Genomic DNA, 21,515 nt, shown 5'->3' with positions numbered 1-21,515 from the left:
GCAAAACAAATTCGCGTGGCGACATGCGGTGAGCATCGTATTCTGCAAAGGATAATCACTCGTAACCAGCGGGTGGCAGACAATGTCGATAATTTCCTTATCAGGATTTCAATAATGAAGAACTTCTTACGCATGACTTTGCTGGCGGCTACCTTAGCGGGCGCTTCTTTTAGTACGCTTGCAGCAAACGTATCCAATGTTCCTGCTCCAGCTCAGGACCCGGTCGTTCAGCATCTTAAGCTGACCAACGACCAGGTGGCGCAGATTAAAAAACTGCACCAGCAGCTTGAAACCAACGTAAGCCAGATTTCGGTGAAAGATGTTAAAGACGGCGCGTTGATTGACGTCATCAAGTCCGGGAAATGGGATGAAGCTGCCGTTCAGAAACAGCTTTCTGCGTTCAGCAACATCGAACAGCAGGCGCGTTATTATCGCGTAAAATACTATTTTGACCTGAACAAAGTGCTGACCCCAGAACAGCGCCAGCAGGTGCAAAAAGATATCGCACAGACGCTGAGCGAGTAATTGTCAGAGCCTGAGTCAGCAATGATTCAGGCTTTTCGGTAAAATTTCCTGCTCAAACAGAAAGCCCTGCACAGCATCTGCGCCACTCATACGGCAAATGGCATAATCCTGTGGCGTTTCTACTCCCTCAATGACAACCCGCTCACCCAGCCCACGAAATTGATTGACCAGAACCCTCAACTGCCACTCCGATGTTCTGAACTGATGAAACATTCCACTTTCAATTTTGATGGCATCGAAACGGATGCCCGACAGCCGCCAGACAAAAAATAGCTCAGGCGAAACATCATCCAGCCACACGCGAAACCCGTGACGCACCAGCGTTTTTACGGCAATGCATACGGCCTGCTGCTCTGCCTTATCCAGGCGCATCATGGAGCCCGGATCCTGAATTTCAATAACAATCCTCCCCTGATGCACCTGCTTTGTGAGACGCGTGATCCATGACAGACTAGTCAGCATCCTGACGGATAAATTCAGCGAATAGCTTCCAGAGAGGGCCAGCACCCGCTGCATTTGCCATAGAAAAAGCTGCTGTTTTGCCGTGATGGAAAGGTGCTTGAAAAACAAATCCAGTGGGAGCGGTGTGCGTACCTGGCTTAACACCTCACAGACATCCAGCGATGCGTCATCAAAAAAATGAATGCGCTGCAAACGGATCCCGGTGATCCGCAGCAGTTCGGCGTTGCGGGGAAGTTCTGGCACATAACGGGCCTGTTCACTGAATCTGTTCATATCATTCCATTATTTTATTAAAAGGACGTCGTGCATCCTGCAGCCACGGGATACGGCGATCGTTTGGGTATATCAGGCAAAAGCGCGTCGCCAGACGATGCGCCTCGACCAGGTCGCGCTGTTGCAACGCCAGTAAGATTTGCGTGAAGGAGACATTAGGGTCTGGGTGAACGCGCACATAGTCAGGCGCCCAGCGGCGAACCTCCTCCAGCCAACGTGCGTCCCGGGAACGCTGATACCGTTGCAGATACCCCATCTGGACATCAAACCGATAGCGACTGGTAAGAAGCCAGCCTCCGACAGGGAGCGGTTCGGCAAGTTGCCACTGCGTTGACTGCCTCTCCGCCAGCGTCAATTGCTGTTGCGTGTGCAGCGTGAGATGCAGCAATGGCGCGACGGTCAGTAACGAGATAAACCCTGCCGCGCGAATCAGCGACGTCGACGTAAGCGCCAGGCGTATTCCCGTTCGCGCGTTGTCTGCACATCTAAGCAGCAGGATCAACAGCAGCCAGTGTGGCGTTGACTGCCTGACGGGGTATTCCGTCAACATATGAATAACTACCGGCAGTGCCGCCACCAGGCAGGCACGACGCCAGCAATTACCGTGCAGCCAGAGCCATAAACCTCCCGCTATAAAACAGAGTGCCCCCGCCAGCCCAACCAGACCGCCCTCCACCAGCCACAGCACCAGTTCGTTGTGCGGATGCGAAATGCTGCCCAGCCCCAATGGCCCCGCGCATTCGAGAAATACAGCAGCAAAACTGCCCACGCCCCACCCCGTCCACGGGCGTTCGGCAAATAATGCCAGTGACGTTTTCAGCACCGTCCAGCGCACTTGAGAAGTCGTTAAATGATCTACCGTGGCAACGGACAAAAAATGGCGAGCGGCTGCGCCTGTCGCCATACCTAACGCTAACGGCAGGAGAAGTAGCAGCAGCGTACGGCGCTGCGCCGGGAAAACCAGCAGCAGCAGCGCTTCACCGACCGCCACAGACAGATAACCGGTTTGCGACTGGGATTCATGCAGTACAAATCCCATCATTACCAGGCCCATCCCAATGACAATTCGATACCCGTCGCGTAGCCGTAAAAAGAGCAGTACTGACAGCAGCACGCCGCAGGCCGTGAAGCTGGCCAGCAGATTGACCTGCTGAAAAATCCCGTAGGGCCGCGTGCCGCGTCGCCAGGCAAACTCCCAGTACTCAACGCCCGGCAAATGCCAGTACTGGTACACAAACGCCAGACATTCGATGGCGCTTGCACCCCATAGCAGGGCCAGCAGTGCCGTCAGGGAGCGTGCCGCAAGCGGAATTTGCACCGCCACCAGATAGACGATCACGCCTCCCAGTAAGGCTCCCGCGACCAGCAGCGCCTCGGCCTGCCAGACATCAGGCGTTAGCAGGCAAAGCAACGTCAGGATGAACGCCCCGACTGTAAAACACGCAGCGGGCACAGTGATGCGCCAGCGTTGACGAGGCACCAGCATCAATACGCTTGCAGCCAGTACAACAGCGTAGATCCAGCTCGTAATATTAAGCGGCAACGACAGGCCGCTGCCGCCGTTGTTCGGCCAGTAGAGATGCATGGCCCCACACCAGAAAAACAGACTAATACCGAGCAATAATTTCTGCGCAGGCAGCGGCGCAATGCGATTCAGTACGTTCATCATGCTACTGGTAGTTCAACGTCCAGGTCCCGCTGGCGCTGAACGGACCGTATTCGAGAGACTGATTTTTTATCGCCGATGGCTCCGCTGCGACCCACGCCAAGAAATTCAGCGTCATCGAACCTTCTGTTATCTCTTTGACTGACGTGCTCTCATCAAGGCGGATTGCCGTGCCGTCCTCTTCGCTCATCCCAATCCCGATCCCTGACGCACCGCCTTGTTCACTGCTATCCAGCGCCAGATGATCGGTCAGCTCCGCATCCTCACGACCGCTGAAGGTAACCGAGATCCCACGGAAAACCTCCGGGTTGCAGTCGCGTAACTGGATGCTGAATTTTTCCGGCTTACTGCGCCCCGAGAGATAGAGATCCTGTGTCGCGATTTGCTTGAAATCGACCTCGATTTTGTCGCCTCCCGGTGCAAGGCTGCAGGCCAGGGCTCTGATGGTGCCGTGAAAATACATATCGCCGCCGACCAGTTTGGTGTCGGCCTGCGCCATGCCACCTAGCAGTAACATACTGGTCGCGAATAACGCCGAGAATCTCATGACATCCCCCTACTGAAACTGCGCGACAACGGTGGCAGAGGCTTCAAATTCACCTTCTTTCACACTTCCCACGCCCGGCTTTGCCACCGGTGCGGCGGTGAGATTCCAGTCGCCCTGATTCTGGTAAAACCCCTTCACGTTGTAGAATTGATTGGGCACGACGGTGCCACCACTCTCGTCTTTAAGCATAATGCCGAGATCGTCGCGCTTTTGTCCGCCGCTCAGCGTGCCAAGGAGATTACCGTTAAACCCCGCCGTGCCTGACGCCGTGGTCGTTTGTATACCAAGATTAATGTTCAGCGCACCCTGATCGAAGCTCCCGCCTTCACAGACCACATGTATAGGGACTGACTTGCTGTAGTTAGTGCCGTTGAGCCGGGCAGCGGATCCAGGCAGATCGCCAAACTCAATGCTGATTTTGTCTCCCCGGTTGAAGGTGCATTTGTCCGGGACGGTAATTAGCCCGGATTTAATCACCACGCGAGAAATCGCCGTGGTTGGCGTAGGTCCCGCGCTTCCCATGCGCCCGGCCACCTCCACCAGCGACTGGGAAGTGATATTGATGCCATTGATAATGGGTTTAGTGACAATAAACGTCACTTTCCCTTTTGAACCACTTTCAACGTTAGTCGCTCGCGTGTAGCCCTTACGTTTTTTACAGCTGTTGTTGCTGTTGCGGTTTGAAACGTTGGTAAAAGGCGCCTGCACATATTTTTTATAGCCCCCGGCAACCCACACCTGAACTTCCACATCCAGATACTCGTTTAGCCGAAAACGGTTCGCCCCCTGATTTGAAGGCGGCATCGTGGTTGTGGTGGTGTAGTAAATTGGTGCTCGGGAGATGTCAGCCTGTTCGCAATAAAAATTCACCACATACCAGCCGCCCAGATTCCATGGGAACGGCTCCGTTCTGCCACCCACGTGGTTTTTGCTGACATCCAGCGAGCTCAGTTCAATATCGTACTGATGCGGCGACCCACCTTCCGGCTCACCTTCTCCCTGTGTAAATGCCTGCCCGGCCAACGGACAGCCAGCCAGCACCACCCACAACAGCGTTTTACGTAATACGCTCATAGATACTCCAGCTTAAGTCTGACCAGACCGTTAAATTCTCCGGCGGTCACCTCTCGCCCAAAAGATTCCAGCGCGGCAAGAAAATGAATGGCGTTATCGCCCGGTTTGAGGATCCACATGCGTTGCGGTTGGTTCAGGTGGATTAACTGATTACGTTCAGTCAGTAGTCGGATGCCCGCGCCGCGAACATCGCCACGAATACGCCCCAAATCGCTGTTTTCCGGTGCGCCTTCAGCCATTAGCGTCATCGAAACACCACGCTCCACCGTGCTGTGCGCAAGCTCAGGCATCTCACTGGTCTGCCCAGGGAAATCCCTTAAGGTATGACCGGAGCCCTTTAAACAGCCATTCAGATACAGCGTGACCAATACCGGATCGCTGCGATCGCCGCCCTGGCGAAATCGGCTGGCGGAAATATCACCAAGATCGATAGTCTGATCGCGGGAGGCCATATCCAGCACGCACGGCGAAACGAACACCCGACCATGAAAGCGGACGTTGCCATACTCGCCGGACACGTTGCTCATATCCTGGCGACCGCTTGTGGCCTGAACCGAGCAGGCCATGCCCGCCATCAGCAGAGCGCAAAGCATCTTTTTCATTTACGAATCCTGTTACCGGGGCTGTTGCTCCATCGGCAATGCTTTACACACATTGCCTGTGCAGCTGAATTTCAATTCGGGATGACCGCCAAAATCGTTCACATACATCATGCTGAACTGGCTAACGCTGCCGTCGGCCACGCTGAAATCGAGAGATGACTTTGGTGAAACCATAATCCCAGGGAAGTCAGTCAGCCTGTCGCCGCCCTGCGCTTCAGGCTTGCGGCTTAAGCCGATTAAGGTAACGAAGTACGGCGTTGGGTTATCCACACTCCAGCGCTGCCCCTGCTTATGAAAGACCAGTTGGTTTTGCCACACGGCGCCCGGTGTTTCCGGCACGATGGCGGTCGGACGGTAGAACAGTTTGATGCGCGACTGCATCGCCAGTTGCAGCACGTTCGGCTTATCCGGCTTGGGCGGAATTTCACGCACATTCAGGTAGAACAGACTTTCGCGATCCTGCGGCAGAGCGTTAATACCGCTGGTTTTTGTCACACGCGCAATGCCCTTTTGCCCGCCGTTAATCCGTTGCAGCGGCGGTAAAACCATCAACGGCGAGGTAATTTTTGTTCCATTAGCGTCTTCCACCCACGACTGAGCCAGAAACGGAATGCTCGGACTGGTGTTGGTTAAGTTCGCGCTGACAGATCGCGCATCACCAGTGATGATCAGACGGGTACGGTCAAGTGCAATGCCCGCCCATGAGGCGTTGATCTCTGCAATAAAAAGCAGACCGCAGACCACGGGTTTGAGCCAACGCTGCACGGAGTAAAATGCTTGATTTTTCATGACAAAATTCATTCAGGTTATTGATATTATTCACAAGGCAACAGCACGTTACCTTCCGGGTTGATTTGTTGCGGCACCTGTAAGTGACACTGCGCGCGACCGCCCCAGGCAACAGAAAGACGCTCGGCTGGATTCACACCCGCAATCCAGGCCATGCCGTTTTCCATCACCATGGCGACGCTGACACCGTTGGCGTTAAACACTTCGGCACCAAACGGCGGTACCGAACCATCTTTCAGGCGCAGCAGCGCCATCATTTTTTGCCCCTGCGCCACAGCGAAGCGCTGATAACCAATCGCGCCTTCCGTCAGGGTGTTGGTGACGATGGCTTTGGTCGCGGAAATGTCCTCGTCCATTGCGTCCACATCGATACGGGTATCAAAGCTGTGATAGCTGACGACGTCCGGTACGACGGCAATACCGAAGCGGTTTGAGTGCGCCTGTTCGCCGTTCAGCGGTACATTCGCCACACCGTCGGTATCAACCATCACCCTGGCGGTATTCATCGACGCCTGGCTGTTGTGTAGCGCCGCGCCATGACGCGTTGCGGTAAAGCCGCCGCGCATCGTGCCGCCAACGGAGAAATAGCGTGATTGCTGCCAGCTGACGTTAGATTCCAGTTCCGCCATCATGCTGCGATGCTTGTAGTAGCCATCAAACGCGGTGTGCCCTTCACCGGAAACCCCTGCGCGCAGTCGCCATGGATTGTTACGGTCGCGGTTATCGGAATACGAAACCATCTGACTGGTCTGGCTGCCGCTGTTTTGCACTTCATAATCCATTGAGCGGCCATCGCTCCATGGCACCGAAATGGACAGCGAAAGGCTGTCGTCCCGTTTGCCCTGATACTCAGAGCGGTAAGCGGCAAGGTTGGCGCTGATCCCCTGAATGCCTGCGAACGAAAAGCTGTGCCCCATCGACATCCCGTAACGATCCTGAGAGCCACGATCCCAGTAATTCTGGTGGGTATAGGTCAGGTACAGCGTGGTCGCTAATTGCGGGTCGTCAGCAAAAAAGGTCTTGTTACCGGTGATGGTGTACATCTCTTTTTCGTTGCCGGCGCTGTTGTTATTTTCATACTGCTCGTCGAGGAACTGCGAGAAGGTGCGGAAGTTACGCTGTGAAAAACGGTAACCGGCAAAGGTGATGGCGCTGTTGTATTCATCAAAGGTTTTGGCATAACTGAGCTTAAAGGACATCCCTTTTTGTTCAGCCTGATGCTTCACCCGGCTCACGGATTGCGTCGCATCAGCCGACAGCGCGCCCAGCCAGCTCAAATCCCGCCCAATCCCCATCGACCAGGCGTTATAGCGATCGCCAGTCAGTAACGCGCCACCGTACAGTGACCACGCATTGCTGACCCCCCATGAAAAATCACCGCTATAAAATGCAGGTCCCTGGACGTCGTGGTTATAACGCGATGGCTTACCGACGGCGGCGTTGTAACGAACATAGCCCGGGCGCGTCAGATAAGGGATATCGGCCGTATTGACCTGAAAGGTTTGTACACTGCCATCCTGCTCTTCGACGCGAACATCCAGCGTGCCGCGTACCGAGCCATGTAGATCCTGAATATTAAATGGCCCCGCAGGAACGGTGGTTTGATAGATAACACGCCCCTGCTGACTGACGGTGACCTTCGCATTACTGCGGGCGATGCCGTGCACTTCGGGCGCGTAGCCCTGCAAATTTGGTGGTAGCATGCGCTCGTCGCTGGCGAGGTTAGCCCCGGTAAATCGCACTGAATCAAACACCTGGGAATTCAGATATATTTCACCGACAGTCAGTTTTGCAGCCTGCATCGGTAACGGGCGATAGGCATAGATCTGATCCCAGTCGATACGCCCACGATTTTCATCCGAAGCATAATTGGCCTGATACTGGCCACGAAAGCGCCACGCGCCGAGGTTAAAGCCCGTCTGTCCATAACCAGACAGTGAGCGGTAATGATCGCCACCTTGTTCGTAATGTGTGGCCTGGCCCGAAACGCTGTAGTCGAAAATCAGTCCCGCGACACCGTTATCCCAGCGCTCCGGCGGCGTCCAGTCTGGATCGGTATATTTCATCCATGCCTGAGGCACGGTAATGTCCAGTACGCCTGCGCTATTATTCAGCACCACACCCGGCAGGCGGGAAATGTCATAGCAGGTCGCGCTAATCGGATGAATATAGGTCAGCGCCTCTTCTTTGAGCGCCAGTAATTCGAGCTGTTGCGGCGTCAGGCACGCCATGGATTTATGCGAGTTGGCAGGATCAACGATATAACGGATCGACTGCTGAGGGATCTCCTGGCTGTTAATACGAACATCCAACAGATATTCTCCGGGAGTCACAAAGTTGCCTTCGGAAAAACGCTGTAAATCGACATTTTGTCTGTCACTGGCATCCAGGACGTCAGTATTAAATTCAATAGACTCATCCGCTTCAGCCCATGAAGAGGCACAGACCAGAGCAATTAAAAGCGCCAGACGTTTTTTATCTGTTTTCAGCGTGATCATTTTCGTTCGCAAACCTTCAGATACCCGAATTGCTGTGCAGCTCAGAGATAATTCACAACAAAATGCGTGACTGCAGTAAATTCACCAGACGTCATTCTTCCGTCGCGGGAGATCAAATAAGCCGTAAAATTGAGCGTGTTTTTCCCGGGGTTAAGCGCATAATCCGGTGATGGCTCACCTAAATGAATTTGCTTGCCTTTGCCGTCATATATTTCTATCGCTAAATTTTCAGTTTCCGATTGCACGCTCAGATAATCAGGATTGTCACTATCCGGTGCGCCGGAAAAGGTAATATTGGCGCGTTGGAACAGATTCCCAGGGTGTTGAGAATCCCCTAATGAACATCCCAGCAAATGAATGCTGAAATCATGCGCAGATACTTTTTCAGGTTTTCCGGAAATATCTCTGGCTGAGAGGTCATCAAATTCAACCAGCAGCGACCGGTCGCGTGGATCGACATAACAGGCAGCCTCAATAATATTTCCCCGCATGCGCATTTTGCCGGGCGTACTGACAAGACGATGGGTGTCAGCCAAAACCCATGCAGGCGATATGAAGATAAAAAGCAGTAAAATACGCCATCCAGGCATCACCGCATTTCCTTTCAGTTATTCGCAGGAAGGGTTAAGCAGGCGCATAATTGCGCCCGCAGCAGATCGTTACTGATAATCGATCTGGAAATTAACGGTAGATTCGAAGTCACCCGGGGTTACGGCTGCGGATGCGTTGTTGGCCTGCAGGTAAGCAACGAAATCAATGTCGGTTTCGCCATCGGTAATGTTGACCTGAGATGCGGCTTCGCCCCATTTCACGTCCTGATTACCACTGTCAATCATACCGATGCCCGCGCCCTTTGCTGTACCCGAGGTAAATGCAGCCAGCGCATTGTTGTCGGTATCAATCGTTGCCGGGGTGTAGGTTACTGTGGCGGTTTTCGCAACAGTTGTATCGCAGCCCTGCAGAACGATTTTGGCATGCTTAACACCAGCACGTTGGTTGTCTTTTAACTGAGAAGTTGGGATCTCACCAAAATTAACCTGCACCGGGCTGGATTCTGGGGCCAGACCGCATGCGGAATTAACCAGAGAACCAGTGAAGTGAATTTTACCGTTAGTCGGTTCAACATTTTTTGCAGCGAAAGCAGAAGATGCAGTAAAAGTCATTCCCGCCATCAGCGCACAAGCCACAACCACGTTTTTCATTTTCATATTACTACTTAACCTTATATCTGTTTTTTGGTTATTCCGACGATCTATTTCCACAGACAATTTATGCAAGGGAAACCCTGATCTGCTGGTGGCGGAAGCGCATTTCCTTGCAAACAATCCATCTCAAGCCACCCTGTATTTTGAACTTCATTGGTATTCCATCCGAAATACCGCCCACAGTTGTTTACGCTGTTTCGGGGCTTATATTAAGTCGACGAAAAAATGACACAATGCAAAAATCCGGTATTAATCAAACTCAGGGAATCGTGTTGTAACACTGTCTGTAGAGCGATCGTTTACCTAAAAAATAGCCAAAAAACACGCCAATACCAGTGTTAATGTCTATTATTTATAATTTTTATAGAGTTTTTATCTATCAACTATTTTTTTATTTAGCCAGAGGAACAGGCAAAATGTATTTATGAATGTTTTGTAAAAATGAAATTGGGCATCAAAAGCGAGTAATGACAATAAGATAGTGAAAGAGAGGAAGGAGATTGGAGGATTCTATTAGATATATTAAGAGATTGTTATATAAATATTAATAAAGCGATCTATGGTGCAATCATTTTTTATAAATGAATTATGTTATGCTATTGCTTCCCCCACTCGAATGCGAGATATCCTGCTTTAAAGGAGACATCAGTGATTTCTCATATACCAATAAACAAAATTAAATCCGTAATTATTGGTGAAGGCTTAGTTTTCAGACCACATAAAAATACCCTAAAAGACCTGGCATCTGGTGAAATGGCCACATTGAATAATGTGGCAACACAATTACTGCTCTATCTGTTGCAAAATGGTAAAGAGATATCCTCGCGCGATGAAATTCTGCGGAATGTTTTCCAGCATAATGGCGCCAGAGCGACGGATGCTAATCTCAATCAGCACATTTCATTTCTGCGCAAAGCAATAACGTCTACGGGCCATCCTGCAGAACTGATCGTCACCATTCCGCGAATAGGATTTCGGATGAGCGACGCCAGTATCAATATTCAGCAACTGGAGGAATCGCAAGCGCCCACCAGAATAGTCAATGTTGCATTGACGCCCAGGAAAAAGAAACGAAACCTGTGGCCTGTCACGATAACAACGTTAATTACCGGCATCGCCGTGCTGGCGACAGCGTGGTTAACATGGATACCCAATGAAATCGCGATGACGGACGCGGCGATCCTGCGGACTATCGACTACGAGCAATGCCGTGTGCATATATTAGGAAACGCCCTCACCGACACCATAACCGAAAAAAAAGCGCTGGATATTTTCAAGTCCGTGGGTATTAACCCCAACTGTTCGTACCCAAAAGATCTGTATCTCAATACCTGGGCGAGCAACCATAATCTGGTTGAGTGGTCGTTTGCCGCTGAATGCGGGCTAAACCTCGGTTATTACCATTGCATCAGCCAGTATCGCCATCATGAGGAATGATATGAAGCAGGAAAGCGATCACTCTCCTTTACTATGGTCAGTCGTGATTGCCATTTTTGGGCTAGCGGCTATCGCTTTTTTTATTATCGCCGGGAATGCGAAAAAACAAGAAATCAGTTTTTCCTGCTCCTCGGAATTCACGTCGATACTCGACATCCAGAATACAAAAAAGGAACTCCACGGAATAATGCTGATAACCAGCTACAACTCCGGACACCTTTCATTGTCAGTCCAGGGGAAACTCAAAAGTGACGACGGCGAGTTCGCTGTTAACCGAAAACTGTTTTTTCGCTATGCCCGTCCACTCGGCCATACCGCAGGCGTTTTTATGCTCACTCCCGATGGTCGGGAAAAATCCCCCGATGATGATGCAACGGACGCTGTCGACTATCTCTTCTTCGACGCTTACGAACGTGCCGACAAGCTGTATATGCTAAAGCACCTGAATGAGGAAACGGTTCTTATTGGCGATAACTTTTCACCCCGCTTCGCCTGCGTGATGAATCACTTCGCGAGTTAATCGCCTTCTGGATATCCGTCGGGTTAAGGATGACCTGATGTGTTGCCCACCCGAAAGCTCGGGCGCGGTCGATAAAGCGTGGTAATGAGAATATTATTTTGGCGGGCTAAAACGACGAAAGCCTGAATCATTTCTGATTCAGGCTTTCTGAATAGTGGCGGAATGGACGGGACTCGAACCCGCGACCCCCTGCGTGACAGGCAGGTATTCTAACCAACTGAACTACCACTCCGCGTTGTGTTCCGCTTGGGAACGAAGCGAATATTACGGATTGCCTCGCGCCTCGTCAACGCTTTTTCTCACGTTTTTAATCGTTTGCTGCAAAAATCACCCGAATAGCCATTTTCATACGGTAAACGTACAAACTATGCCCGCCAGAGGCAACTTCCGCCTTTCTTCTGCACCAGGTCAAGGCGTGACTCATGGGCCGCTAACTCTTCATCAGTGGCGAAAACAACGCGTAGTTTACTGGACTGTCGCACAATACGCTGGATCCCCGTGTCATTCTGCTGCTGGCTGTCGCCTTCCATTGAGAACGCCATCGTGGTCTGCCCGCCGGTCATCATCAGATAAACGTCGGCCAGAATCTGGGCATCGAGCAATGCGCCGTGCAGGGTTCGTTTACTGTTGTCTATCTCATAGCGCGAGCATAACGCATCAAGGCTGTTTCGCTTGCCAGGAAACATTTTCCTCGCCAGCGCCAGGCTATCGGTTATTTTGCAAAATTCATTCGTCTTCGGAATATCACGCTTGAGCTTCGCGAATTCGTAATCCATAAAGCCGATATCGAACGATGCGTTATGAATGACCAGCTCCGCGCCGCGAATGTAGTCGAGAAACTCGTCGGCTACATCGGCAAACGTAGGTTTATCGAGCAGGAATTCGTCTGCGATTCCGTGTACGCCGAACGCTTCCGGGTCCACCAGCCGGTCCGGCTTCAGGTAAACGTGGAAGTTATTGCCGGTCAGGCGGCGGTTCACCACTTCAACCGCACCGATCTCAATGATCTTGTGGCCTTCATAGTGGGCGCCAATCTGGTTCATACCGGTGGTTTCGGTATCGAGGACGATCTGTCGTGTAATTCCAGTGCTCATAACGGTCATTTATGTCAGACTTATCGTTTGATTTCGATTTGCTAAAACAGGAAGTCTACCAGAGATGCTTAAACAGGTAGAAATTTTCACCGATGGTTCTTGCCTGGGAAATCCAGGGCCTGGTGGTTATGGGGCGATTTTACGCTATCGCGGGCGCGAAAAAACCTTTAGCGAGGGCTACAACCTCACCACTAATAATCGCATGGAGCTAATGGCGGCAATCGTTGCGCTGGAAGCCCTGAAAGAACAGTGTGAAGTGATACTCAGCACGGACAGCCAGTATGTGCGCCAGGGCATTACGCAGTGGATCCACAACTGGAAGAAGCGCGGCTGGAAAACAGCAGATAAAAAACCGGTGAAGAACGTCGATCTGTGGAAACGTCTCGATGCCGCGCTGGGGCCGCATCAAATCAAATGGGAATGGGTTAAAGGCCATGCGGGCCATCCGGAAAACGAACGCTGCGATGAGCTTGCGCGCACCGCGGCCATGAGCCCGACTCAGGATGATATTGGGTATCAGACTGAGGCTTAAGCGTCCGGTTTACGGTATTGCCGGGTCGCGCCAACGGCATGACGGATAGGCGTTTTGCTTTTATTTTGTTTCATCGGGTTGAGCGTAAGCGGAATGGTTCGCTTGCGCGCAACCACCAGCTGTAAACAGCCCAGCGCGGGGATATGGGCGCTCAACATTTTCCCGCCCTTCTTGTTCCAGGGCAGAACATGAAAACGACTATAGTGCAGCACTTCAAAATTCAGTAATGATAGCCAGTCCAGTTGACGCATGAGGGTAAACATCCGACTGTTATAGGGCGATGTCTTGCGCAATACGGGCACCAGTTTACGCAATCCCATCAAGCTTACCGGGTTAAAACCGCTCAGAATCAACCAGCCGTCATCAATCAACACGCGATCGGCTTCACGCAGTAGGCGATGCGGATCGGAGCACCACGGTAACGTATGGGCCAATAAACAGACATCCACGGACTTATCGGCAAAGGGAAGATGCAAAGGATCGGCCGTCACCTGCATGGGAGATCCCTGCAAAGAAACATTTACCTGATGAGAAACCGCGCACGCTTCAGAATCGATTTCTGCGCTTAAATTACCAACCTTAAGCAGATGAAAACCGTACATTTTTGCAAACCACGGGTTAAGCTGATGCTCCAGCGCCTCACGATAGTGTTCGCCCCAGGGCAAATCATCCCAGCTAACGGGCGCTACGACAGTTTGAGGGATCCTTGCCGGTTTCATCACAACCTTCCGTTACGCATTGAGAGGTAATATATGAATCTTAACAGTATTCCTGCATTTCAGGACAATTACATCTGGGTCCTGTCAAATAATGACCAGCATTGTCTGATTGTGGACCCGGGTGAAGCGGCTCCTGTTTTGAAAGCCATTGCAGAGCATAACTGGGTGCCGGAAGCCATTCTGCTAACCCACCACCATCAGGATCACGTGGGTGGAGTGAAAGAACTCCTGCAACATTTCCCACAAATAGTGGTATACGGACCGGCTGAAACGCAAGATAAGGGAACGACACACGTAGTTGAAGATGGCGATATTGCACTCGTTTTGGGGCATGAATTTAGGGTAATTGCTACTCCGGGTCACACTTTAGGACATATCTGTTACTTTAGCCACCCTTACTTATTTTGTGGTGACACGCTCTTTTCTGGCGGTTGCGGTCGACTTTTCGAAGGTACAGCAACTCAAATGTATCAATCACTTAAAAAAATAAACGAACTTCCTGACGATACATTAATTTGTTGCGCACATGAGTACACATTAGCAAACATGAAGTTTGCCTTAAGCATTCTCCCGCACGATTCGTTCATAAATGAATATTATCGTAAAGTTAATGAGTTACGCGTAAAAAAACAAATGACACTACCCGTAATTCTGAAAAATGAGCGGCGAAATAATCTTTTTTTGAGAACGGAAGATATTGATTTAATTAATGAAATCAACAAAGAAACAATATTGCAACAACCTGAAGAGCGTTTTGCCTGGTTAAGGTCAAAGAAAGATACGTTCTGACAATTCCGGGTTGCCTTTTGAAAACTTCGCCGTTATGATCGGTCGTCTTTTAAGCAACTATTGACACACACATGAAGGCAAAAGCGATATTACTCGCCTCTGTCCTGCTTGTTGGGTGCCAGAATACTGGTAACGTCCAACAACACGCACAGAGCCTTTCTGCAGCTGGTCAAGGGGAAGCAGGAAAGTTTACAAGTCAGGCGCGATGGATGGACGACGGAACATCTATCGCTGCTGATCAAGATTTGTGGGCTTTCATTGGTGACGAGCTAAAGATGGGAATTCCGGAAAACAGCCGGATTCGCGAACAGAAACAGAAGTATTTACGCAATAAGAGCTATCTCCACGATGTAACTTTACGGGCAGAGCCGTATATGTACTGGATAGCCGGGCAGGTTAAGAAACGTAACATGCCTATGGAACTGGTACTACTACCCATAGTGGAGAGCGCTTTTGATCCTCACGCAACGTCTGGCGCCAATGCCGCAGGTATTTGGCAGATCATTCCGAGCACGGGGCGCAATTATGGTTTAAAACAGACCCGCAGTTATGATGCACGTCGCGACGTTGTGGCTTCCACCACCGCCGCGCTGGACATGATGCAGCGTCTGAACAAGATGTTTGATGGCGACTGGCTGCTGACCGTTGCTGCTTATAATAGCGGTGAAGGTCGTGTCATGAAGGCAATCAAAACGAACAAAGCTCGTGGTAAACCCACTGACTTCTGGTCGTTGCCATTGCCTCAGGAAACGAAGCTATACGTGCCTAAAATGCTGGCGTTGAGCGATATACTCAAAAACAGCAAACGCTATGGCGTGCGTCTGCCAACAACAGACGAAAGCCGCGCGTTGGCACGTGTTCGCCTGAGTAGCCCGGTTGAGATGGCTCAGGTTGCTGATATGGCGGGTATTTCCGTCAGCAAGCTGAAGACCTTCAATGCAGGCGTGAAAGGCTCCACGTTGGGTGCCAGCGGCCCGCAATATGTGATGGTGCCAAAGAAGCATGCAGAGAAGCTGCGTGAGTCTCTGGCTTCAGGCGAAATTGCAGCCGTGCAGTCAACGCTGGTCGCGGATAACACGCCGCTGAACAGTCGTAGCTACAAAGTTCGCTCTGGCGATACGCTTTCTGGCGTCGCGTCACGCCTTGGCGTGAGCACCAATGACCTTAAGCAGTGGAATAACCTGCGCGGGTCATCCCTGAAAGTGGGTCAAAACCTGACGGTGGGTGCGGGTACCAGCGCACAGCGTCTGGCGAACAACAGCGATAGCATCACCTATCGTGTGCGTAAAGGCGACTCGCTGTCGAGCATTGCCAAACGTCACGGGGTTAACATCAAAGATGTCATGCGCTGGAACAGCGATACGGACAATCTACAGCCAGGCGATCAGCTCACGTTGTTTGTGAAAAACAACGGTATGCCGGACTCCTGATAGCATTGTAGAAATGAAGGCACTGGATTCCCCCCAGTGCCTTTTTTATTTATCTCGCTTTATGTGCCTCAACCATTATCGTGTCGCTGGTAAACGAGCCATCTTCCTGTAACGCAAAGTAGGCTTTCACGTCTGCAGAAGCACTTTGTTGGTATGCACGAATCGCGTCGCTCAACGCCGCGGGCGTGCGCATCCTCGCGACCCACGAACTGAACTCCAGTGGCAGGCGATCGGTTAACAAAGTATCGGCAATCAAATTGGCATCGTTGATCAACGACAGCCACTCTCCACTGGAATAGTTACGAACGTGCGAGGTATCGCGTAACGCCTCCACGGTTTGCAACCAGATATCACGTACTGGGTGGCCTGGCGACATCACATCCATCACAATTAATACACCACCGGGCTTCAGAACGCGGTTCACTTCCCGCAGCGCGCGTCCGACATCATGCCAGTGATGCGCAGAATAGCGGCTAATCACCACGTCAAATTCGCTATCTTCAAATGGCAGACTTTCGGCATAACCCTGGCGTGTGGCGACATTCTCCAGGCCTCTGTCATTTGCCGCCTCAGCGACCACCTCAAGCATCTGCGACGATAAATCATAAGCCACAACCTGCTTTACGTGTTGCGCGGCTACAAAGCTGGCATGCCCCGCTCCACATCCCATATCCAACACACGGGCCTGCGGAAATGCCGATAACCTTTCCCCCAGACGTTGCAAGTCACGGCCAGAGGCGTGCACCGTACTGGTTAAATAGGCATTAGCCTGAGAGCCAAACTGTTTTTCAACGTTGTCATGGTGAGAGCGTGTTGTCATTGTGTTGTCCTTCGGTTGTTGTGAAATAGGAAGGGCAACCATCACAGGCCTGCCCTACGGCAGACCTGACACACCGTTATTGTTCAGGTTTGCCGGGACTGAATTCAACGAGTAGCGGGTTGTGATCGGATGCACGGGTGACCAGCACAGAGGCTTCACTCACGTTCAGACCACGATAGAACACAAAATCGAGAGGGCGACCAAACGCGCGTCGGCGCTGATCGTCAGTAAAACGTACCTGGCGCAGCGACATTTCACGCGCAAAGCGGTACAGCGCATTCATCCGTCGACGGCTCCAGGCATTAAAATCACCGGCCATAATAACCGGACCGCTGTGATGAGCAATCTGATCGCCAATGGGAAGTAACTGCTTACTATAAACATCGACGCCGAGGCTAAAGTTAACCGCGTGGATATTCACCACCATTAATAATCGAGAGTCAGGCAGCGGATACACCGTTACCAGAGCCGATTTCGCCAGCCGTAAAATAGGCTCACGCTCGCGCAATGGACAACAGTAAACAGGATGAGCAGCAGAGAGCGTCATGACGCCAGAGGGATGCTGAGGCAGCACAAAGGCAGGAACCTGATCGGCAGCAAGGTAGTTAGCGGTCGCAAACTGCACCAGTTCTGGCGTGGTTTGCGCTTCCTGTAATAATACCAGATGCGCATCTTTGCCAAAATTCTTCAGCACCGACTGCCATTCTGCGCGCTGCTGTTTAAAAATATTCCATACCAGCACGCGAATGCGGTCTTCACTACTTAACGGAACGCCTGCGGGTAATGCCTGGCCAATATGCGCAAACGACCCCGGCGGTAAAATCCGCTCGGCGGGTTGTCCGGCAACATAACGCATGGCATAGGTGTTTTTTCGCACTTTAGACTTTCAAACCTCTGTAACGTCAACCAGTCCGCAGCCGGACTGGTTCTTCTGTTATAGGGATTTTAGCACTCACTTTCAACGAACAATTGCAGTTTGTTTTGTAAGTGGGCGCTTACATCAATGATTTACCCCAGAGCAACACGCACGGGTTTATCAAGACGACCGCTGACACCCATCAGCAGGAAAGCTACCAGAACAATGAGGGCGCCAATCCACGGCGTCTGTGCTAAACCATAATGCTCGACCGTTTGCCCGCCAATCACTGACCCCAGCGCAATCCCAATGTTAAACGCCGCAATGTTTAACCCTGACGCCACATCTACAGCATTAGGCGTAAATTGCTCCGCTTTCTGTACCACGTAGACCTGCAACCCCGGCACGTTACCAAAGGCAAAGATCCCCATCACCAGAATGGTAGCCAGCGCGGCGTACTGCGTGGAGGCCGTCAGTTGGAAGACCATCAGCAGAACAAACAGCGCGGCGAAAATAAATTTCAGCGCAGGAACCGCACCATGCTTATCTGCCAGCTTACCACCCCAGATATTACCGATAGCCACTGAAACACCGTAACCCAGTAAGATCCAGCTTACTGCTGCCGGGGAGAATCCCGCCAGATCCTGCATCATCGGTGCAAGGAAGGTGAATGCCGTGAATACACCGCCGTAGCCCAGTGCCGTAACGGCGTAAATCAGCAACAGACGGGGATGAGTCAGTACCTTCACCTGGTCGCGAATGCTGGCGGCTGCACGACCGGGAATGTTGGCAGGGATAAGTAACTGGCTGCTGATCAGTGCAATCACGCCTAACATTGATACCGCGAGGAAAGTCTCACGCCAGCCAAAGTGCTGACCGATAAATGTTCCCAGCGGCACGCCAGTGACCAGCGCCACCGTTAAGCCACCAAACATAATGGCGATGGCGGAAGCCGCTTTCTCTTTTGGCACCAGACTTGTCGCGATGGTAGAACCAATCGAGAAGAATACGCCGTGTGCCAGTCCAGTCAGCAGACGAGCAACAATGAGTGTCATATACCCGGGTGCCTGCCATGCCAGCAAATTCCCCGCCGTAAACAGAACCATCAGCGCAACCAGTAACTGTTTACGTGGCAGGCGTCCGGTCAGAGCGGTCAGTACCGGCGCGCCAATTGCCACACCCAGCGCATAGATTGAAACCAGCATCCCGGCTGAAGGTAACGAGATCGCCAGCTGTTGAGCGATGGTCGGCACCAGACCAACAATCACAAACTCAGTAGTGCCTATAGCGAAGGCACTTATTGTTAGTGCAAATAAAGCGAGAGGCATAAATAACTCCGTAACATCAGTAATCAGATGACACGCAGTATGCCTGGATGTTTTAATGACAAAAACATTCAAAATCTCAATATAATTTTGCGTCAGGTGCAAAAATGAAAGCAACCTCCGAAGAACTTGCAATTTTTGTGGCGGTAGTGGAAAGCGGCAGCTTTAGCCGGGCGGCAGAACAGCTTGGACAAGCCAATTCTGCGGTCAGCCGGGCAGTAAAAAAGCTGGAGATGAAATTGGGCGTCAGTTTGCTTAATCGCACGACCCGACAGCTAAGCCTGACCGAAGAAGGAGAGCGCTACTTCAGGCGGGTGCAGCAGATACTGCAAGAGATGGCTGCAGCAGAAACTGAAATCATGGAGTCGCGCAATACTCCGCGCGGCCTGCTGCGCATCGACGCAGCAACACCGGTGATGTTGCATTTCCTGATGCCGCTAATCAAGCCGTTCCGGGAACGGTATCCCGAGATGACGTTGTCTCTCGTCTCCTCAGAAACGTTCATCAATCTTATTGAACGAAAAGTGGATGTTGCTATACGAGCGGGTACACTGACTGACTCGAGTCTACGTGCGCGTCCGCTATTTACCAGCTATCGTAAGATTATTGCCTCACCGGACTACATTGCCCGTTTTGGCAAGCCAGAGAGCGTCGAGGAGTTAAACCAGCATCTGTGTCTGGGATTTTCCGAACCGGTTTCACTCAATACCTGGCCGATTGCCTGTAGCGACGGACAGCTGCATGAGGTTGAGTGCGGAATTTCTTCCAACAGTGGAGAAACGCTAAAACAGCTTTGCCTGAATGGCAACGGCATCGCATGTCTTTCAGATTATATGATAGATAAAGAGATCGCGCGGGGTGAACTGGTGGAGTTATTGGCAGATAAACGTCTGCCGGTAGAGATGCCTTTTAGCGCAGTTTATTACAGCGATCGTGCCGTCAGTACGCGCATCCGGGCATTTATCGACTTTTTAAGTGAATATATAAGAACAGCTCCCGAAGGAGCTGTGAAAGAGGGTTAATGGGTACAGAGGGTCAGGCAATTAATCCCAATCAGGGGCCAGACCTTCCGGGCTGACCAGACGATCGTTGCAGTCCAGTGCCGCGATCGCTTTTTTATCTTCGGCATCCAGATGCAGCTCCAGCGCCAGCAGGTTGCTTGCCAGGTTTTCACGTTTGGTAGAAGAAGGAATTACGGAGTAACCTTCCCCCATTGCCCATGCCAGAATAACCTGCGCCGGGGTCGCGTTATGTTTAGCGGCAATGTGCGCAATCACTTCATCTTTCAGCGCTTTACCGTAAGCCAGCGTCATGTAAGAGGTGATGTGGATACCGTGTGCTTTCGCCCAGTCAACCACCTTACGGCTCTGCAGATACGGAGAAAGCTCAATCTGGTTAGTCGCGATATTCTCTGCACCTACTGCGGCAATGGCTTTTTCCATCAGCGGAATGGTGAAGTTTGAGATACCAATTTCACGAGTCAGCCCCTGCTGTTTTGCTTCGAGCAGCGCCTGCATGAATTCCTCAACAGATACCGCATCACCTGGAGATGGCCAGTGGATCAGCGTCAGATCGACATAATCTGTACGCAACTTCTTCAGGCTTTCTTTCAGGCTTGGGATCAGTTTTTCTTTGCTGAGATTTTCAATCCAGATCTTGGTGGTGATATACAGCTCGTTACGCGGTACGCCACTTTCGGCAATCGCCTGACCAACAGCCGCTTCATTATCATAGATTTGTGCAGTGTCGACAGCATGGTAGCCTAGCTCAAGCGCCGTTTTAACAGAAGCGATAACCACGTCGTCTTTCAGGCGGAAAGTACCTAAACCGAATGCAGGGATAGTCATAGAATTCCTCTTTATAATCACTATGTTCGTTAACTGAGAGGATTATGAGCTTTAGCTCTTTATAGAAAAAGAGTGAAAAATGCAGAGGATATTTGCGGATTCAGCAATAATTAAATTGCAGACAAAGAAAAAGCCCTGAGCGTTAGCTCAGGGCTCTTAATAAGTGGCGGAACGGACGGGACTCGAACCCGCGACCCCCTGCGTGACAGGCAGGTATTCTAACCAACTGAACTACCGCTCCACCGAATTTCTTTGTCACTACCCGGATTCTTCATCCCGGTTTACTGCAATTTGATGCCTGGCAGTTTATGAATCACTTTGTGATTCACCCTTCGGGCCGTTGCTTCGCAACGTTCAAAAGCTTTCGCTTTTGTCCTACTCTCTATCGAGTAGTGAACTGCCTCGAAAGTCAGTGCCATACTTCTAATTTGATGCCTGGCAGTTCCCTACTCTCGCATGGGGAGACCCCACACTACCATCGGCGCTACGGCGTTTCACTTCTGAG

Annotated in this window: 22 protein-coding genes and 2 tRNA genes; 7 read left to right on the top strand and 17 right to left on the bottom strand. The window is 51.4% G+C overall.

The window, feature by feature from the left end; all coding sequences use genetic code 11:
- Positions 1–114 precede the first annotated feature (114 nt).
- Positions 115–525 (top strand): Spy/CpxP family protein refolding chaperone, encoded by a 411-nt coding sequence (locus OGX86_RS01875; protein WP_003830819.1) that lies wholly within the window; start codon positions 115–117, stop codon positions 523–525.
- 15 nt (positions 526–540) lie between these two features.
- Here the strand turns inward: OGX86_RS01875 and OGX86_RS01870 are convergent, their stop codons facing one another.
- The 9 genes from OGX86_RS01870 to OGX86_RS01830 form a co-directional block, all read right to left on the bottom strand.
- Positions 541–1,260 carry an EAL domain-containing protein gene (locus OGX86_RS01870; protein WP_008783783.1) on the bottom strand — a complete coding sequence of 240 codons (720 nt, stop codon included), beginning with the start codon at positions 1,258–1,260 and terminating at the stop codon, positions 541–543.
- Position 1,261: 1 nt separating this feature from the next.
- Complete coding sequence (locus OGX86_RS01865) at positions 1,262–2,929, bottom strand: O-antigen ligase family protein (protein ID WP_286639160.1); 1,668 nt, start codon at positions 2,927–2,929, stop codon at positions 1,262–1,264.
- Position 2,930: 1 nt separating this feature from the next.
- On the bottom strand, positions 2,931–3,473 hold the full coding sequence (locus tag OGX86_RS01860; protein ID WP_003830815.1) for a fimbrial protein: 543 nt from the start codon (positions 3,471–3,473) through the stop codon (positions 2,931–2,933).
- Positions 3,474–3,482: 9 nt separating this feature from the next.
- Positions 3,483–4,547: a fimbrial protein gene (locus tag OGX86_RS01855; protein WP_020996610.1), complete on the bottom strand. Its 1,065-nt coding sequence runs from the start codon at positions 4,545–4,547 to the stop codon at positions 3,483–3,485.
- Complete coding sequence (locus tag OGX86_RS01850) at positions 4,544–5,149, bottom strand: fimbrial protein (RefSeq protein WP_048214874.1); 606 nt, start codon at positions 5,147–5,149, stop codon at positions 4,544–4,546. The genes OGX86_RS01855 and OGX86_RS01850 overlap by 4 nt, the downstream gene beginning before the upstream one ends.
- A 12-nt stretch (positions 5,150–5,161) precedes the next feature.
- Positions 5,162–5,938, bottom strand: coding sequence for a fimbrial biogenesis chaperone (locus tag OGX86_RS01845; RefSeq protein WP_100247262.1), 777 nt, complete (start codon positions 5,936–5,938; stop codon positions 5,162–5,164).
- A 26-nt stretch (positions 5,939–5,964) separates the two neighbouring features.
- Positions 5,965–8,436: a fimbria/pilus outer membrane usher protein gene (locus tag OGX86_RS01840; RefSeq protein WP_048214876.1), complete on the bottom strand. Its 2,472-nt coding sequence runs from the start codon at positions 8,434–8,436 to the stop codon at positions 5,965–5,967.
- A 41-nt stretch (positions 8,437–8,477) separates the two neighbouring features.
- The gene (locus tag OGX86_RS01835) at positions 8,478–9,026 is read right to left on the bottom strand and encodes a fimbrial protein (protein ID WP_020996612.1); all 549 of its coding nucleotides are present in this window, start codon (positions 9,024–9,026) and stop codon (positions 8,478–8,480) included.
- A gap of 69 nt (positions 9,027–9,095) precedes the next feature.
- Positions 9,096–9,644, bottom strand: coding sequence for a fimbrial protein (locus OGX86_RS01830; protein WP_286639158.1), 549 nt, complete (start codon positions 9,642–9,644; stop codon positions 9,096–9,098).
- Positions 9,645–10,394: 750 nt separating this feature from the next.
- Between OGX86_RS01830 and OGX86_RS01825 the strand changes: the two genes are divergently transcribed.
- A complete protein-coding gene (locus OGX86_RS01825; RefSeq protein ID WP_008783775.1) occupies positions 10,395–11,078 on the top strand; it encodes a winged helix-turn-helix domain-containing protein in 684 nt (227 codons plus the stop codon).
- Between the two features lies 1 nt (position 11,079).
- On the top strand, positions 11,080–11,598 hold the full coding sequence (locus OGX86_RS01820) for a FidL-like protein (RefSeq protein ID WP_003830806.1): 519 nt from the start codon (positions 11,080–11,082) through the stop codon (positions 11,596–11,598).
- Positions 11,599–11,753: 155 nt separating this feature from the next.
- Here OGX86_RS01820 and OGX86_RS01815 read toward each other — a convergent pair.
- Both OGX86_RS01815 and dnaQ read right to left on the bottom strand, forming a co-directional pair.
- Positions 11,754–11,830, bottom strand: a tRNA-Asp gene (locus tag OGX86_RS01815).
- A 133-nt stretch (positions 11,831–11,963) separates the two neighbouring features.
- Positions 11,964–12,692 carry a DNA polymerase III subunit epsilon gene (gene dnaQ, locus OGX86_RS01810; protein WP_095533177.1) on the bottom strand — a complete coding sequence of 243 codons (729 nt, stop codon included), beginning with the start codon at positions 12,690–12,692 and terminating at the stop codon, positions 11,964–11,966.
- Positions 12,693–12,756: 64 nt separating this feature from the next.
- Between dnaQ and rnhA the strand changes: the two genes are divergently transcribed.
- The gene (gene rnhA / locus OGX86_RS01805) at positions 12,757–13,224 is read left to right on the top strand and encodes a ribonuclease HI (protein WP_003838896.1); all 468 of its coding nucleotides are present in this window, start codon (positions 12,757–12,759) and stop codon (positions 13,222–13,224) included.
- Here rnhA and OGX86_RS01800 read toward each other — a convergent pair.
- Complete coding sequence (locus OGX86_RS01800; RefSeq protein ID WP_048214878.1) at positions 13,221–13,943, bottom strand: class I SAM-dependent methyltransferase; 723 nt, start codon at positions 13,941–13,943, stop codon at positions 13,221–13,223. The genes rnhA and OGX86_RS01800 overlap by 4 nt on opposite strands.
- A gap of 33 nt (positions 13,944–13,976) precedes the next feature.
- Between OGX86_RS01800 and gloB the strand changes: the two genes are divergently transcribed.
- Complete coding sequence (gloB, locus tag OGX86_RS01795) at positions 13,977–14,732, top strand: hydroxyacylglutathione hydrolase (protein WP_008783773.1); 756 nt, start codon at positions 13,977–13,979, stop codon at positions 14,730–14,732.
- Between the two features lie 71 nt (positions 14,733–14,803).
- Positions 14,804–16,162 (top strand): murein transglycosylase D, encoded by a 1,359-nt coding sequence (gene mltD, locus OGX86_RS01790; protein ID WP_032942416.1) that lies wholly within the window; start codon positions 14,804–14,806, stop codon positions 16,160–16,162.
- Positions 16,163–16,211: 49 nt separating this feature from the next.
- Here mltD and OGX86_RS01785 read toward each other — a convergent pair whose 3' ends face one another.
- The 3 genes from OGX86_RS01785 to OGX86_RS01775 form a co-directional block, all read right to left on the bottom strand.
- Positions 16,212–16,982: a class I SAM-dependent methyltransferase gene (locus tag OGX86_RS01785; RefSeq protein WP_168978589.1), complete on the bottom strand. Its 771-nt coding sequence runs from the start codon at positions 16,980–16,982 to the stop codon at positions 16,212–16,214.
- A 76-nt stretch (positions 16,983–17,058) separates the two neighbouring features.
- Positions 17,059–17,859, bottom strand: a complete 801-nt coding sequence (locus tag OGX86_RS01780) for an endonuclease/exonuclease/phosphatase family protein (RefSeq protein ID WP_008783770.1) — start codon at positions 17,857–17,859, stop codon at positions 17,059–17,061.
- A gap of 131 nt (positions 17,860–17,990) precedes the next feature.
- Positions 17,991–19,166, bottom strand: coding sequence for an MFS transporter (locus OGX86_RS01775; protein ID WP_003830796.1), 1,176 nt, complete (start codon positions 19,164–19,166; stop codon positions 17,991–17,993).
- Positions 19,167–19,270: 104 nt separating this feature from the next.
- Here OGX86_RS01775 and yafC point away from each other — a divergent pair, with 104 nt between their 5' ends.
- On the top strand, positions 19,271–20,185 hold the full coding sequence (gene yafC / locus OGX86_RS01770) for a DNA-binding transcriptional regulator YafC (RefSeq protein ID WP_008783768.1): 915 nt from the start codon (positions 19,271–19,273) through the stop codon (positions 20,183–20,185).
- Between the two features lie 21 nt (positions 20,186–20,206).
- On the opposite strand, the gene dkgB is transcribed toward yafC, so the two are convergent.
- Positions 20,207–21,010 carry a 2,5-didehydrogluconate reductase DkgB gene (dkgB, locus tag OGX86_RS01765; RefSeq protein ID WP_286639153.1) on the bottom strand — a complete coding sequence of 268 codons (804 nt, stop codon included), beginning with the start codon at positions 21,008–21,010 and terminating at the stop codon, positions 20,207–20,209.
- Positions 21,011–21,174: 164 nt separating this feature from the next.
- Positions 21,175–21,251 (bottom strand) — tRNA-Asp (locus OGX86_RS01760).
- Positions 21,252–21,515: the final 264 nt, after the last annotated feature.

Source organism: Citrobacter sp. Cpo040 (genome assembly GCF_030332915.1).
Taxonomy (GTDB): domain Bacteria; phylum Pseudomonadota; class Gammaproteobacteria; order Enterobacterales; family Enterobacteriaceae; genus Citrobacter; species Citrobacter portucalensis.
The sequence above is the reverse complement of the archived record's forward strand: the minus strand, read 5'-3'. Positions and strand labels throughout refer to the sequence as shown.